This is a genomic window from Staphylococcus agnetis, assembly GCF_002901865.1.
In the GTDB taxonomy this organism is placed as follows: domain Bacteria; phylum Bacillota; class Bacilli; order Staphylococcales; family Staphylococcaceae; genus Staphylococcus; species Staphylococcus agnetis.
The window spans coordinates 1-15,078 of record NZ_PPQF01000074.1 but is presented as its reverse complement, the minus strand read 5'-3'; the positions used below and the strand labels follow the sequence as shown (position 1 = coordinate 15,078).

Genomic DNA, 15,078 nt, shown 5'->3' with positions numbered 1-15,078 from the left:
TGATCATCTTCCTTTTATGTATTATGAGTCCTATTTTACATGATTTAAGTTATAAACAACAGTAGAACCCCTAATATTATTTTAATTTTTCTGAAAACAATATCGTTAGCGACACTTACGATATTAAAAAAAGACGTAAAAAAACTAGGACATCTATATGCGTCCTAGTTGTAGGTTAAATGATTAATGAGAGCCGTTATTTTTATTAGATTTTAAATCTTCTTCAGTCACGACACGCAAATTGTTAGAAGGGTCACCGCCACCTTCGTCATCAAATGCCGCTTCTCTTTTACTATCATGAGAAACGTAACCACTTTGAGAAAACTGATCCTTTTTTTGATTAAAAAATGCTTTAGGGTCTTGCTTTGCTTCATTCATATAAGCTTTCGGATCTGCTTTAACTTTGTTAAATTCTTCAGTAGCTAAAGAACTGACTTGCGTAACTTTTTCACGCGCATTTTGTTTATAGCTTTCAGGATCTTCTTTATATTTATCAATTTCTTGTTTCAATACATCGCGATTTTGCTTTTTTGATAACACAACCGCTAATGCTGCACCACCGATACCGATGATTGCTCTTAGTAAATTAGTTGACTTCGCCATTTTAATCACCTCTTTAAATTCTAACTATACCATACCCACCTCTAACGATATCAAACATTTAAAATACATTTTTAGATGGATTTATCTTTTAATCCTAAAGCTTCGAAATCACTTAAAGTTAATTTTCTATATCCGCCAGGCTCTAAAGATTCATCTAAAAACAAGTTTGCTATTCTTACACGTTTGAGATAGATCACTTCATTATCCACACTATGAAACATACGCTTAATTTGATGAAATTTTCCTTCTGAAATCGTTATTAACGCTTCAAAAGGATTTAAAATTTCAAGGGTTGCAGGTTTTAATACCCCTTCTTTTAACGTAACGCCTTTTTTAAACACCTCAACATCCTTTTGCTGAATCGGAAATTTAGTTTTTACAAAGTAGGTTTTCAGTACATGTTGATTGGGATTCATCAATTTATGATTAAATTGGCCATCGTTTGTAATTAGTAATAGTCCTTCAGTATCTTTATCTAAACGACCAACAGGAAATAAATCTAAATGTGCGTACTCTTTAATTAAATCAATAACCGTTACATGGTCGTCATCCTCAGTTGCTGAAATTACATTTTGAGGTTTATGCAACATGATATAAACATAGGGTTCATAATGTATCACCTCATCGTGTACTTTAATGACATCTGTATGTGGATTAATTTTTATTTTAGCTGACTTTATGACTTGGTCATTTTGTTGGACAAATCCTTTTTTTATCAACGCTTTGACTTCAGTACGTGTACCTATTCCCATTTGAGATAAAAATTTATCGATTCTCATTATAAAAAGCTCAATCCTAACTTACGGCGTATTTTATTTGGTAATTCACCTAAAAACTTATCCGCTAATCGTGTACGCATCGTTATAGAACCATATATCAATCCACCGACAATCACACACATAGTTGTAATCAATAATGCACCGATTTGAGACGCTGGTGAAATAAATAATTGAAGTATGAAATATGTGATTTCAACACCGATCATCATCATAAATCCTACTAATAGTATTCGACATACGTCGAAAATAGTGTCTTCAAATTTGAACTTAGCATATTTCTTCAGCACGATTAAGTTACAAACTATCGCAAACGTTAATGCAAGGCATGTACTCAATATCGCACCAGCAGTATGCATTAAAAAGATGAGCGGTGTATTTAATACGAACTTAATAATGACAGAGCCAACTACAATAAATACAGTGAGCTTTTGCTTATCAATCCCTTGTAACATAGAAGCTGTCACGCTGAGTAAGGAAATTAATATCGCAGCAGGTGCATAATAAAACAATAATCTACTGCCGTCATAACTGAACTCATAAAAAACGGTATAAAGGGGTGTCGCTAACGCCATGATACCTAAACTTGCAGGGACGGTAATAAACATTAATACACCTAATGACGTACGAATTTGCTTATGCATTTCTATATAGTCCCCAGATTCATAGGTTTTTGTAATGTAAGGGATTAAACTAATGGCAAAACCAGCAGCTAACGATGTGGGTATCATCACAATTTTATTCGTCGTCATATTTAACATCGTAAAGAACATATCTTGTAGTCGTGGTGCAAATCCAGCCATACTTAACGCATTATTATGTGTAAGCTGATCCACAATTATAAATAACGGGAAATTCAAGCTAACGATAACAAACGGAATACTATAAGAGATAATTTCTTTATACATTTTACCGTAAGAGACATCAATGCCCGTTGTATCAGATTCTACCATCTTTTGAATATGAGGACGTCGTTTAATCCAATACCACCAAAGCGTTAATAATCCCGCGATGGCCCCAATTGCAGCTCCAAAGGTTGCGATGCCATTTGCAAATAGAACTGACCCTTGCGCGACATTTAAAACAATATAACTTCCAATTAATATAAAGAGAATTCGTGCGATTTGTTCAGTTACTTCTGAGAGTGCAGTAGGTCCCATTGATTTATATCCTTGAAATACCCCTCTCCAAGTCGCAAGTAACGGAATAAAAATAACCACAAAACTAATTGTACGAATAATTGAAGTGATTTCTGCCACTGTCCAACCATCAGCATCATTTGTATTGTTAGCGATTGTAATAGATGCAATTGTTGGAGACAGCAAATATAAAATAATAAACCCTAAAACACCTGTAATACTCATTACAATAAAACTTGATTTATATAATTTTTGACTTACACGATATGCACCAATCGTATTATATTTGGCAACATATTTCGATGCAGCAAGAGGAACCCCTGCAGTAGCTACTGCAATCGCAATATTATAAGGACCGTAAGCATAGTTAAAAGGTGCTAAATTATCAGCGCCACCTATAATTTTGTAGAAAGGAATAATGTAAATGATTCCTAAAATTTTAGTGATAAGTATGCTTACTGTTAGAAGAAAGGTCCCTCTGACTAATTCTTTATTTTCACTCATAGTTCAACCTACCTAACGTACTAATTTCAAAAATAAATTATAACACAATATGGTTATTATACACGTAAACGTATTATGTTAAAATCGTTATATCAAGAACAAGGAGAATTCATACTATGTGTTACCAAACTATTGTCATTGGCGGTGGCCCAAGTGGCTTAATGGCAGCTATTTCAGCAAGCGAACAAGGACAACGCGTATTATTATTAGAAAAGAAAAAAGGTCTCGGTCGTAAATTAAAAATATCTGGCGGCGGACGTTGTAACGTTACAAATCGCCTACCTTATAATGAAATTATTAAACATATTCCAGGAAATGGGAAATTTTTATATAGTCCTTTTTCCATTTTTGATAATGAGTCAATTATCACCTTTTTTGAATCTAAAGGCGTTCCATTAAAGGAAGAAGACCATGGTAGAATGTTCCCTGCTAGCAACAAATCTGAAGATGTGTTACAAGCGCTTGTCACTACACTAAAACAACAACGTGTTGAAATTAAAGAAGAAACAACGGTGGTTTCAACTTCAAAAAACGATCAACAATTATTCGAAGTCGTTACAGACGATCAACGTACTTACCTCGCCAAATCATTAATTATTGCAACAGGCGGCACTAGTGTTCCTCAGACGGGATCAACTGGTGATGGCTATCGATTTGCAAAAATGTTCCATCACACAATTACGGATCTTTTCCCTACTGAAGTGCCTATTAAATCTAGCGCATCATTTATTAAAGCAGAGACACTTAAAGGATTGAGCTTGAAAAACGTTGCATTATCCGTACTTAAGAAAAATGGAAAAAAACGCATTACACATCAAATGGATATGATTTTTACACATTTTGGTATTAGCGGTCCGGCTGCATTAAGATGTAGTCAATTTGTTTACTACGAACAAAAACAACAAAAACAACCTTTAATTGACATGCACCTTGATGTTTTTCCGGAAATGAATGAAGCTGAACTTAGAGAAAAAGTTAAGGCATTACTCCAATCAGCACCGGATAAAATTATAAAGAATAGTTTACATGGCTTAATCGAAGAACGATACTTGAATTTCATGTTATCACAAGCTGATATTCAACTAGATACGACCTATCATCATTTAACATCACAACAGTTGAATCAATTGGTCCATCTGTTAAAAAACTTTACTTTTAAAGTCAACGGGACACTTTCAATTGACAAAGCCTTTGTTACTGGCGGCGGTGTATCCATTAAAGAAATTGTACCTGCTACTATGGCGTCAAAATTGACACCCGGCCTCTTCTTTTGCGGAGAAGTATTAGACATCCATGGGTATACAGGTGGCTATAACATTACGAGTGCACTTGTAACCGGTTATGTCGCAGGGTATTATGCCGGCTATCATACGATTTAATAAAAGACGTGGTGAATCGCATTGATTCCCACGTCTTTAATATTAAATACGTTTAAATTCTAATCCTTCACTACCCCATGCTTTCATACCGCCTTCAATATTAACCGCATCGATATGATGATCGAGCAAATATTCTGCTACCTTCGCACTACGCACACCACCAGCACAAACAATATAATACGTTTCTTCATTATTAAAATCGTTGATGTGGTTTGGAATGTCGTTCATAGGGATATGTTTCGCATTGGGAATCATTCCCATAGTTACTTCTTCGTCTTCACGCACATCAATTACGTTCACAACATCATGGCTTAATAGTAAAGATTTTAACTCGTCAGTCGTTATTTCTTTCATTTCTGAACATCCTTTCATCTATCTATTTCGCTACAATATTGACAAGTTTTTGAGGAACCGCAATCACTTTCTTAATCTCTTTACCCTCTATCGCACCTTTTATGTTTTCATTATCAAGTGCTATTTGTTCCATTTCTTCTTTTGTTGCATTTTTAGAAATTTCTAATTTAGCACGAACTTTACCGTTGACTTGGACAACAATTTCAACCATATCACCTTCAAGTAATTGCTCATCATAACTTGGCCAAGGTTGATATGTGATGGTACTTTCATGCCCTAAAATTGACCACAATTCTTCACCTAAATGAGGCGCAATTGGCGCTAACATTTTAACAAATCCTTCAATATAAGATTTATTTATTTTGTCAGCCTTATAACAATCATTGATAAATACCATTAATTGACTGATCGCTGTATTAAAATTCAACGTTTCAAAGTCTTCTGTCACTTTTTTCACAGTTTGATGATACGATTTTTGTAATTCAGGCGTCTCTTCATTCACTACTTTTGCGCTCAATTGATGTTGATCAGTTACCAGTAAACGCCAAATACGATCTAAAAATCGTCTTGAACCATCAAGCCCATTTTCGCTCCAAGCAATAGATGCGTCTAATGGACCCATAAACATTTCATATAAACGTAACGTGTCAGCGCCATGTGATGCAACGATGTCATCAGGATTTACAACATTTCCTTTTGATTTACTCATTTTTTCATTACCTTCACCAAGAATCATCCCTTGATTGAATAATTTTTGGAAAGGTTCTTTTGTAGGTACAACACCAATATCATAAAGCACTTTATGCCAAAAACGAGCATATAATAAGTGTAACACTGCATGTTCTACGCCACCGATATACAAATCAACAGGTAGCCAATGTTTTAATTTTTCAGGGTCTGCTAACATTTGGTCATTTTTAGGGTCAATATAACGTAAGTAGTACCAACAGCTACCTGCCCATTGTGGCATCGTATTCGTTTCACGTCGACCTTTCATACCTGTCTCAGGGTCGACCACATTGACAAACGATTCGATATTCGCTAAAGGAGATTCACCAGTACCAGATGGTTTAATTTCATCCGTTTTAGGAAGAAGTAATGGTAATTCGCTTTCAGGAACCGTTGTGATAGAACCATCTTCCCAATGAATTATTGGAATTGGTTCACCCCAGTATCGTTGGCGGCTGAACAACCAGTCACGTAATTTATAGTTAACTTTTTTCTCACCTAAACCTTTAGCTTCTAACAATGCGATCGCTTTTGACATTGCATCTTTATTATTTAAACCATTTAATTCATTCGAATGAACGTGGCTACCGTCGCCACTATAAACACCATTCGTTAGTTCACCTTCGATAACATATTTGACAGGTAAATCAAACGTTTGCGCAAATTCAAAATCACGTTCATCATGACCTGGAACAGCCATAACAGCACCTGTACCATAAGTCGATAATACATAATCAGCAATCCAAATTGGTATACGCTCGCCTGATAAAGGGTGAAGTGCATAAGCACCAGTAAATACACCTGTTTTTTCTTTAGCCAAATCCGTACGTTCTAAATCTGATTTTTTAGCCGCTTCTTGTTGATATCGTGTTATTGTATCAAGATGTTCTGGCGTAGTAATTTGATTTACTAATGTATGCTCAGGACTAAGTACTAAAAATGTTGCTCCGTAAATAGTGTCTGGGCGTGTTGTAAAGACGTCAATCTTGTCTTCACTTTGCTCAACTTTAAATGAGACTTTAGCTCCCTCAGAACGACCTATCCAATTACGTTGCATGTCTTTGATTGATTCTGGCCAATCTAACGTTTCTAAATCTTCTAATAGTCGATCTGCATAAGCAGTAATTTTTAAAACCCATTGTTTCATAGGACGACGAACAACCGGGTGTCCACCGCGTTCTGACACGCCATCTACAACCTCTTCATTTGATAAAACCGTGCCTAATGCTTCACACCAGTTTACTGGAATCTCATCAATATAAGCTAAACCTTTTTTATATAATTGAATGAAAATCCATTGTGTCCATTTATAGTAATCGGGGTCCGTTGTGCTAACTTCACGATCCCAGTCATAACTAAAACCTAGTTCTTGAATTTGACGTTTAAATGTTTGAATATTTCTTTTTGTAAATTCTGCAGGACTGTTACCTGTATCTAATGCGTATTGTTCAGCTGGTAAGCCAAATGCGTCCCATCCCATTGGATGCAAAACATTGTACCCTTGCATACGTTTATATCTAGAAATAATATCTGTAGCCGTATACCCTTCCGGATGACCTACATGTAAACCTGCGCCTGATGGATATGGAAACATGTCAAGTGCATAAAATTTCTTTTGACCTAAATGATCTTCAGTTTTAAATGTTTTATTTTCGAGCCAATAGTTCTGCCACTTTTTCTCAATTTCTTGATGATTAAAATTCACGACAATTCCTCCTGATTAAAAAAACACCTCAACCAATTATGTTTTTATAAAAAAGGGACGATTTTCACCGCGGTACCACCCTCGTTCACTTGTGTGCGCTTCATTACATAATGGATTGAGATGTCATTAAATTATATTTGATATACGGCAAGTTCATTCATCGTATAACGTTAGTTTTCAGCACCACTAACTCTCTGTAGAAATACCAATGAATTACTACTCCTTGATTTATTTTATTAGCGTAAAACAAATCCTTGTGTTCATCGAAGCAAGATACAATAACTTGTTGAGACGTGCTTCTCATATGATTTAATACTATCATATGAAATTTATTACGATTATGCAAGCTAATAACGATACTTAACGGTATAACATTTTCTTGTCAATACGTCTATCAAATATAGAGATAAAACCAATAGAAATCATTAACAAGCCTATCATAAATAAAAACATCACTTGCATATTAAATACATCTACGAGTATACCACCAATTAATGGTCCAAAAGCTTTGCCAACAGTAGATGCAGAGTTAACTATCCCTTGATACACGCCTTCTCTACCTTTAGGAGACAAGGTATTTGCAATTGTAGGTACTGCTGGCCACACAAACATTTCAGCAAATGTTAATATCACCATTCCGACAATAAACATTGTAAAACTTTGCGCAAAGCTAGTGACAAAAAATGAAATAATAAATACGCATACGCCCACATAAAGTTGCTTTTTAAGCTGACCTTTAAGAATATGAATAATAGGTGAGATTAAAGGTTGCCCTAACAGAATAAGCAAACCATTAATTGTCCACAATAAGCTATACTGACTCATTGAAATTCCAATTTCTTGAGTGAATGAAGCTATTGTCGTTTGCCACTGTACGTAAGCTATCCAACAGATTGCAAACATGACACATAGTAAAATTAATGCATTGAAATGTTTTTTATTTTGCACATGCGTCATACCCTCTAGCGTTTCCGCAGTTTTAACGGTCGCATGATATTCCATTTTAAAGTTAAACATGGCTACAACAAAAAATATTACGTACATCATGAGATTCGCTAAAAAGATATAATTAAAACTTAGTTCAGCTACAAATCCACTTAACGCAGCGCCTACAGCAACGCCTATATTTTGTGCTAAATATATCGCGTTAAATGTTTGACGACCACCACGCGGCCATACAGCACCAGCCATTGCATAAATTGCAGGAATAATCATGCCACCACCAAATCCTAAAATAATCAACCACAGCGCATACCATGGCCACCCATGAAAAAAGTTCAATCCAGCAGTTGCGAATAAACTTATCCACGTCCCTAGCATAATCGTTTTGTATCCACCTAAACGATCAAATAATGAACCCCCTATTAAATTACCAGCGACCATACCAAAAGCATTTACCATTAATACAATCCCCGCAGTACTTAAAGACTTCCCTAAAACTTCATTCATATAGATTGTATTTAATGGCCATAAAAAACTGGCACCTGTGATATTAATAGCCATCCCTATCACAAGCCACCATATTTCTTTCGGCATTTTCATATGTGCGACACCTCTTTATTTCTTTGTCTTTATTTTTTCACTATAACACGTCCAACGTAAAATATGTTAAAATCTTGAAATACATTGTATATAGAAAGGAAGTTTCACCAAATGGGTAAATACTTTCCCTACGCTTTTGAAAACAAAAGGTATCATACGCTAAATTATCACCTTAAGCAACACTTTGGTCAAAAAATTTTCAAGGTCGCATTAGATGGTGGTTTTGATTGCCCTAACCGAGATGGTACCGTTGCACATGGGGGATGTACATTTTGTTCAGCCGCTGGGAGTGGTGATTTTGCTGGAAATCGTGCTGATGCAATTCATGTTCAATTCCAAAAAGTCAAAGACCAGATGCATGAAAAGTGGCATGAGGGTCAATATATTGCCTATTTTCAAGCTTTTACAAATACGCATGCACCCGTACATGTTTTACGCGAAAAATTTGAAGCTGCATTAAATGAAGAAGGTGTAGTTGGGCTTTCGATTGGAACGCGTCCAGATTGTTTACCTGATGATGTTGTGGAATATTTAGCTGAACTTAACAAACGCACCTATTTGTGGGTCGAACTTGGTCTTCAAACCGTTCATCAAGAAACCTCAGACCTTATCAATCGTGCACATGACATGGCGTGTTATGAAGAAGGTGTTAAAAAGCTGAGACAGCACAATATTAATGTATGCAGTCATATTATAAATGGCTTACCTGGTGAAAATTATGACATGATGATGGAAACCGCACGCGTCGTTTCGCATATGGATGTTCAAGGTATCAAAATACATTTACTTCATTTATTAAAAGGCACACCGATGGTAAAACAATATGAAAAAGGACACTTACAATTTATGACTAAAGAAGAATATATTAACTTAGTTTGCGATCAACTAGAAATTATACCACCGTCTATGATTGTACACCGAATTACAGGTGATGGTCCTATTGATTTAATGGTAGGTCCGATGTGGAGTGTAAATAAATGGGAAGTTTTAAATGAAATTGACGCTGAATTAGAACGTAGAAATACTGTGCAAGGTCAAAAGTTTAAAGCTAAAGGGAAGGTTATTAGATGATAGTTCCACGTGTCTTACCCTTTGCAAAGTCATTAATTATGTCACATGTCCAAGAAGACAGTGTCGTCATAGATGGTACATGTGGCAATGGCTATGATACAGAGTTTCTAGCACAATGTGTTCCGGAAGGACATGTTTATGCATGCGATATACAACCTCAAGCAATTGAAAATACGCGTCAAAGAGTGTCATCATATTCAAACGTTTCCGTCATTCATACTGGTCATGAACTTATCACTGAGCATATGGAGACATCCCATCAACATAAAGTTAGCGCAGCGTTATTCAATTTAGGCTATTTACCTAAAGGAGATAAAACCATCGTTACACATGCAACAACTACTATTAAAGCATTTGAAAGCATATTCAAACAGTTGCGTCCAGAGGGCATCATTGTTTTCGCCATCTACCCAGGACATCCTGAAGGTTTTGAAGAAAGCAAGCACTTAAATGCTTACTTTGAACAATTAGATCAAACCATCGCACACGTTATTAAATATGAATTTATCAATCAACAAAATCATCCACCTTACATTATAGGTATAGAAAAACGGAAGTGAGATTAGGTCTCACTTCCGTTAATTCTTTTAAGTTAACACAAACTCATGCGAATTCTTTACTATGAGATACGTATTTTCCGTTTCCGCATACTACGGGTTATAATTCGCATCCATTTATTATGGAATGAAGTTGATTTGTCAAATTGTCTTGTCGTTTTTCAATGGCAGAACATGTGAAATCAATTAATTCTTGTTTATTTTGTGCTTTGTTCTCATTAAAGTGGATAATCACAGTGCGTTCATCATCTGAAGGGCGTTCTTTAACAATCCATTTCTTTTCTACTAAATTGTTAAACGTTCTTGTTCGTTTATAAGCTTTTACTTTAACGTATTTGTCCATGTCTTTGAGCGTCATTGAACCTTTATCCCACAATGTGAGTAGAATCAGAAATTCTTCTTTTGATAAATCAAATTGCTTATCAATTTCATCAAAGATAGCTTCAACTTGCTTTTGTAGATTATCCAAAAGAACGATATCACTTACATCATATTTTGATTTTTTTACCATGATTAAGCCTCCATTATAGATTATCCTTTATAATTGATACATTATTCATTATGATATGTGTACCCTAATCATGAAAAGCTTAATCATATGAATTCATCAAACTATGAACTTATGTCCTTATTATTTAATATTCACTAAAGCATTATTCGAATAAATATTCAATAGAATCTTGCATGTCTTTTAACACTTTACACGATTTCGCGAATTTTTCTTTTTCATCATCATTTAAAGGTGTTTCAATAATTTTCACAGCACCTTCACCATTGATTAGTGTAGGTACACCTGTATATACGCCTTCATGACCGTATTCACCTTCAAGATAACTTGAAACAGTTAAAACAACATTTTGATTGCGTAAAATCGCTTTAGAAATATGCATTAATCCCATTGCAACACCATAATATGTCGCACCTTTTGCTTTAATAATGTCATACGCAGCATCACGTGTTTGAACATAAATGTCTTCAATGAGATGACTTTTTTCTGGATCTTTTTTCAATTCATCATATAATGATACGCCTGCAATTGTTGCACTAGACCATACCGGTACTTCAGAGTCACCATGTTCACCAATAATATTAGCATGTACACTTGAAGGTGCTACATCAAATGCCTCACTTAAAAGATGTTTGAAACGTGCTGTATCTAAAATCGTACCTGAACCAATAACTTTATGTTTAGGTAAACCAGAATATTTTAAAGTTACATACGTTAAAATATCTACAGGGTTCGCTGCAATTAAGAAGATGCCATCAAAACCACTGTCCATAATAGAAGTAATAATACCTTTATATATCTTTGCATTTTTTTCAACTAAATCAAGACGCGTTTCTCCAACTTTTTGAGGTGCCCCTGCACAAATTACGATTAAATCTGCATCGCCACAATCCTCATATTTACCTGCTTTTACTTTTACTGGAGACATCGCATAAGGTGCACCATGGTTTAAATCAAGTACGTCACCACGTACTTTATCTTCATTAATATCAATGATGAGCAATTCATCTGCCACACCTTGACTTACCATAGTAAATGCGTAACTAGCACCTACTGCACCATTACCTACTAAAACAACTTTGTTACCTTTTTTTGACATACTGACACGCTCCTATCTACGAAGTCCTTTAATCAATTATGTTTTATGTGATATTTTTCACATTATTAATTTACCACGAATTCTATTTGCATGCAATATTTTACATATGATTGTCATAAGCATGTCACTTATAACGTTTCTTGATCTTCAACAACAAAACCCGCAGCATATACCCGATTATTTAAAAAACTTAATACATAACGCATCACAGCTTCACGCTCTGGTTCATTATGGATTTCATGTACCATCTCAGGCCATGCTTTGTAGTACATTTCATCACACATACATTGACGTATTACCTGTTGTGTAACGGTTACATCCGACAACGTATCATGCGTACCATACATTACACATAGAGGCATTTTGGGTAGCTGATTCAAATGGTCTAGTGTTTTTTTCATCGCCTGAACGACTTGTTTATACCAATGGTAGCTCACTTTTTTGAGCATTAGGGCATCTTTAGCTGTTTCTTCTTGAACTTCTGGATTAGTCGTTAAAGTTTCAATATTAAATCCTAACTCAAATTTAGCGCTTTTAGACACATCACCAATATGTGACGTTACCATATGTTTTCTCGTTTGATTGGTTTGATGAAATGCAAATAATGGAGAAAGTAAGACAAGCCCCTCTAAATGCAATTCAAATTTTTCTAGTACATTGACCGCTATAAGACCGCCCAATCCTACTCCAATAATAAAAGTTGGCAAATGATATTCTTCAGCAATTTGGACCCATTCTAACACACGTTCTTGGTACACATCAAAATGTTCAATTTGCCCTTTTTTTGTGCGAGAACTTTGTCCTTGTCCAGGCAAATCACCCATAATGACATGATATCCATTACGACGTAAATGCGTGATTACATAAGCGTAGCGTCCAGTATGTTCTAGCATATTATGTATTATAACGACGACACCTTTTGCTTCATTTTCTGTTTCCCATTTCCACATACGATTTGTTCCTTCCTGTTTCAGAAATCTTTATTTTCATCTTATCAATTCTTGCCAAAATGCGCCATCAAATACAAAACGTACGTTCAAGTCTATGATTGACCTTAAACGTACGTGACCATGATTCATTCAATTTTATGCCAACTTAAATTTGCGTCTTAAAAATGGAATACGCGAAATTAACACAACTAATAATACCTCATAAAATGTAGGGAAGAATTTAGCAACTATCATTAAGAAAAATTGTCCTATTAAAGTGCCTTGTCCTTGCGTCGCATTGAAGTTCCCTACTATTGCCGCATCAACAAGATTTAATGCAACAATTATAGCTATGGCCATCCATAATTTTTTTGTAATCAAGACTATCGCTAATCCAACGAGTGTTAATAATATAAGTTCAAATATGAAATATTGAAAAAACGTATCTAGCTCAGTTCCTAATGTGTAAAATACTAAATCTCTAAACATTTCAAAACTCCCTTAATTATGCTTAATACTATTTTAACATGGCTAATGCGAATTATTTTTAAAGATATCGTTAAGTTTATAAGTGTAATATTTACATGAATTTAACAAACAGAAAACTTTAACGAACCTTTACAATATTTTCGCAAGACATTAAAAGCATTGTGATATGGTTCAAGTAAGTCGAACTATAAAGGAGTTAATAAATGAAATTTTTGCTAAAATGTATGCTTAGTTTTTTCATTATTTTTAACCTCCCTATACTTTCAGCAGCCTTAGCGGAACCTATAGATGCCAACATGCAACTCACACAATCATAATACTAATAGCATCTCGAGTTTTTGTGCTACCCTTATACGCATTCCCTAACCCATTTTCTTATTGGCGATAATGGTTTGGTAAATGAAGCTAAGATGTCTTTAAAGATGTCTTTTTTCATTAAATTCTAAAAACTTTTAGCTGAAACCGTTTTCTTCCTCTATATAATCGTGATACACTATCACTAATAGCAATGCAAAGACATGGGGAGGAATAAACATGGGTTTAGTTAAGAATTTTTTTATCGCATTATCTAACAATACATTTTTAAATACGACTGCTAAAAAAGTAGGACCTTCTCTTGGGGCCAATAAAGTTGTAGCTGGAAACCAATTACCTGATATTGTTAGAACAATCAAACGGTTAAATGAAAAAAACATCGCTGGTACGGTAGACATCCTTGGAGAATTTGTTCATAACCGCCAAGAAGCGATAGATGCCAAAAATGAAATTTTAGAAGTGATGAAAGTCCTTCATGAAAATAATCTTGACGCACATATGTCGATTAAGTTAAGTCAACTAGGCATTGAATTCGATCGTGCTTTAGCCTATGACAATGTATACGAAATTGTTAATACTGCAAAGTCTTATAATAATATGCACATTAATTTCGATACTGAAAAATATGATAGCTTATTTGATGTCACTCAAACTTTAGATCGCTTAAAAAGCGAATTTACCAATGTAGGAACAGTAATACAAGCTTATTTATTTAAGGCTGATGTTCTATTAGATAAATATCCTGATTTGCGCTTACGCTTAGTGAAAGGCGCTTATAAAGAATCACCACATATTGCTTATCAAACAAAAGATGAAATCGATCAAAATTACATACGATTAATCGAAAAACGTTTATTACAAGCTAAAAACTTCACTTCTATTGCAACACATGACCATAATATTATTAATCATGTTAAAGCTTTTGCTGAAGAACACCATATTGATAAATCTAAATTTGAATTCCAAATGCTTTACGGTTTCAGAACCGAACTGGCTGAGCAAATTGCAAAAGAGGGATATCATTTTACAATTTATGTCCCATATGGCGATGACTGGTTTGGTTATTTTATGAGAAGACTTGCGGAACGTCCACAAAATTTAACCCTTGCTTTTAAAGAATTTGTTAAGCCAAAAACGCTTGCAGTTTTAGGTGGTGCAGCAGTTGTAGGAACAATATTAGGTCTTACTCGAAAAAAATCAAAATGTAACAAACAAAATGAAACAAAATCACAACATCAACGTTGTATTAAAACTTTATAAAATATAAGGATAACCTAACCTCAAATCAAAACCACCCGTGTGAACGGGTGGTTTGTTCTGCGGCTGAAAGCCTCTGTTACTGACCAGCCCTTGTAAGGGCACTGAAAAGATCAGCCAAC

Annotated in this window: 14 protein-coding genes; 4 read left to right on the top strand and 10 right to left on the bottom strand. The window is 34.9% G+C overall.

The features are described from left to right. Window positions 1-183: 183 nt before the first annotated feature. The 3 genes from CD172_RS10445 to CD172_RS10435 all read right to left on the bottom strand — a co-directional run bounded on the left by CD172_RS10445 (window position 184) and on the right by CD172_RS10435 (window position 3,022). Complete coding sequence (locus CD172_RS10445; protein WP_060551276.1) at window positions 184-603, bottom strand: YtxH domain-containing protein; 420 nt, start codon at window positions 601-603, stop codon at window positions 184-186. A 71-nt stretch (window positions 604-674) separates the two neighbouring features. Beyond that, a complete protein-coding gene (locus CD172_RS10440) occupies window positions 675-1,382 on the bottom strand; it encodes a pseudouridine synthase (protein ID WP_103346308.1) in 708 nt (235 codons plus the stop codon). Next, window positions 1,382-3,022: a putative polysaccharide biosynthesis protein gene (locus tag CD172_RS10435; RefSeq protein WP_103346307.1), complete on the bottom strand. Its 1,641-nt coding sequence runs from the start codon at window positions 3,020-3,022 to the stop codon at window positions 1,382-1,384. Before CD172_RS10435 ends, CD172_RS10440 begins: the two co-directional genes overlap by 1 nt. 116 nt (window positions 3,023-3,138) lie before the next feature. On the opposite strand from CD172_RS10435, the gene CD172_RS10430 reads away from it, so the two are divergent. Next, window positions 3,139-4,401: a BaiN/RdsA family NAD(P)/FAD-dependent oxidoreductase gene (locus CD172_RS10430; protein ID WP_103346306.1), complete on the top strand. Its 1,263-nt coding sequence runs from the start codon at window positions 3,139-3,141 to the stop codon at window positions 4,399-4,401. A 42-nt stretch (window positions 4,402-4,443) separates the two neighbouring features. Here CD172_RS10430 and CD172_RS10425 read toward each other — a convergent pair whose 3' ends face one another. The 3 genes from CD172_RS10425 to CD172_RS10415 all read right to left on the bottom strand — a co-directional run bounded on the left by CD172_RS10425 (window position 4,444) and on the right by CD172_RS10415 (window position 8,731). Further along, a complete protein-coding gene (locus CD172_RS10425) occupies window positions 4,444-4,755 on the bottom strand; it encodes a rhodanese-like domain-containing protein (protein ID WP_037565581.1) in 312 nt (103 codons plus the stop codon). 22 nt (window positions 4,756-4,777) lie between these two features. Next, window positions 4,778-7,189: a leucine--tRNA ligase gene (gene leuS / locus CD172_RS10420; RefSeq protein WP_060551280.1), complete on the bottom strand. Its 2,412-nt coding sequence runs from the start codon at window positions 7,187-7,189 to the stop codon at window positions 4,778-4,780. A gap of 360 nt (window positions 7,190-7,549) precedes the next feature. Further along, window positions 7,550-8,731, bottom strand: a complete 1,182-nt coding sequence (locus CD172_RS10415; RefSeq protein ID WP_060551281.1) for an MDR family MFS transporter — start codon at window positions 8,729-8,731, stop codon at window positions 7,550-7,552. Window positions 8,732-8,842: 111 nt separating this feature from the next. Between CD172_RS10415 and mnmL the strand changes: the two genes are divergently transcribed. Together mnmL and mnmM are read left to right on the top strand one after the other, a co-directional pair. Beyond that, the gene (mnmL, locus tag CD172_RS10410) at window positions 8,843-9,802 is read left to right on the top strand and encodes a tRNA modification radical SAM protein MnmL/YtqA (protein ID WP_060551282.1); all 960 of its coding nucleotides are present in this window, start codon (window positions 8,843-8,845) and stop codon (window positions 9,800-9,802) included. Next, complete coding sequence (gene mnmM, locus CD172_RS10405) at window positions 9,799-10,362, top strand: tRNA 5-(aminomethyl)-2-thiouridylate-methyltransferase MnmM (RefSeq protein WP_103346305.1); 564 nt, start codon at window positions 9,799-9,801, stop codon at window positions 10,360-10,362. Before mnmL ends, mnmM begins: the two co-directional genes overlap by 4 nt. 97 nt (window positions 10,363-10,459) lie before the next feature. Here the strand turns inward: mnmM and CD172_RS10400 are convergent, their stop codons facing one another. The 4 genes from CD172_RS10400 to CD172_RS10385 all read right to left on the bottom strand — a co-directional run bounded on the left by CD172_RS10400 (window position 10,460) and on the right by CD172_RS10385 (window position 13,384). Further along, window positions 10,460-10,870: a transcriptional regulator, SarA/Rot family gene (locus CD172_RS10400; RefSeq protein ID WP_060551284.1), complete on the bottom strand. Its 411-nt coding sequence runs from the start codon at window positions 10,868-10,870 to the stop codon at window positions 10,460-10,462. Window positions 10,871-11,012: 142 nt separating this feature from the next. Further along, entirely contained in the window at window positions 11,013-11,966 is a 954-nt protein-coding gene (locus CD172_RS10395; protein WP_037565589.1) for an L-lactate dehydrogenase, read from the bottom strand. A gap of 128 nt (window positions 11,967-12,094) precedes the next feature. Then, on the bottom strand, window positions 12,095-12,916 hold the full coding sequence (locus CD172_RS10390) for an alpha/beta fold hydrolase (RefSeq protein WP_060551285.1): 822 nt from the start codon (window positions 12,914-12,916) through the stop codon (window positions 12,095-12,097). A gap of 135 nt (window positions 12,917-13,051) precedes the next feature. Beyond that, window positions 13,052-13,384 (bottom strand): hypothetical protein, encoded by a 333-nt coding sequence (locus tag CD172_RS10385; RefSeq protein WP_060551286.1) that lies wholly within the window; start codon window positions 13,382-13,384, stop codon window positions 13,052-13,054. A gap of 534 nt (window positions 13,385-13,918) precedes the next feature. Between CD172_RS10385 and CD172_RS10380 the strand changes: the two genes are divergently transcribed. Continuing rightward, window positions 13,919-14,959, top strand: coding sequence for a proline dehydrogenase family protein (locus CD172_RS10380; RefSeq protein WP_103346304.1), 1,041 nt, complete (start codon window positions 13,919-13,921; stop codon window positions 14,957-14,959). Window positions 14,960-15,078 lie beyond the last annotated feature (119 nt).

Bases quoted from the DNA above. Each gene is read 5' to 3' on its own strand.
- CD172_RS10445 (WP_060551276.1), bottom strand. From the start codon at position 603: ATGGCGAAGTCAACTAATTTACTAAGAGCAATCATCGGTATCGGTGGT.
- CD172_RS10440 (WP_103346308.1), bottom strand. From the start codon at position 1,382: ATGAGAATCGATAAATTTTTATCTCAAATGGGAATAGGTACACGTACT.
- CD172_RS10435 (WP_103346307.1), bottom strand. From the start codon at position 3,022: ATGAGTGAAAATAAAGAATTAGTCAGAGGGACCTTTCTTCTAACAGTA.
- CD172_RS10430 (WP_103346306.1), top strand. From the start codon at position 3,139: ATGTGTTACCAAACTATTGTCATTGGCGGTGGCCCAAGTGGCTTAATG.
- CD172_RS10425 (WP_037565581.1), bottom strand. From the start codon at position 4,755: ATGAAAGAAATAACGACTGACGAGTTAAAATCTTTACTATTAAGCCAT.
- CD172_RS10415 (WP_060551281.1), bottom strand. From the start codon at position 8,731: ATGAAAATGCCGAAAGAAATATGGTGGCTTGTGATAGGGATGGCTATT.
- mnmL (WP_060551282.1), top strand. From the start codon at position 8,843: ATGGGTAAATACTTTCCCTACGCTTTTGAAAACAAAAGGTATCATACG.
- mnmM (WP_103346305.1), top strand. From the start codon at position 9,799: ATGATAGTTCCACGTGTCTTACCCTTTGCAAAGTCATTAATTATGTCA.
- CD172_RS10400 (WP_060551284.1), bottom strand. From the start codon at position 10,870: ATGGTAAAAAAATCAAAATATGATGTAAGTGATATCGTTCTTTTGGAT.
- CD172_RS10395 (WP_037565589.1), bottom strand. From the start codon at position 11,966: ATGTCAAAAAAAGGTAACAAAGTTGTTTTAGTAGGTAATGGTGCAGTA.
- CD172_RS10390 (WP_060551285.1), bottom strand. From the start codon at position 12,916: ATGTGGAAATGGGAAACAGAAAATGAAGCAAAAGGTGTCGTCGTTATA.
- CD172_RS10385 (WP_060551286.1), bottom strand. From the start codon at position 13,384: ATGTTTAGAGATTTAGTATTTTACACATTAGGAACTGAGCTAGATACG.
- CD172_RS10380 (WP_103346304.1), top strand. From the start codon at position 13,919: ATGGGTTTAGTTAAGAATTTTTTTATCGCATTATCTAACAATACATTT.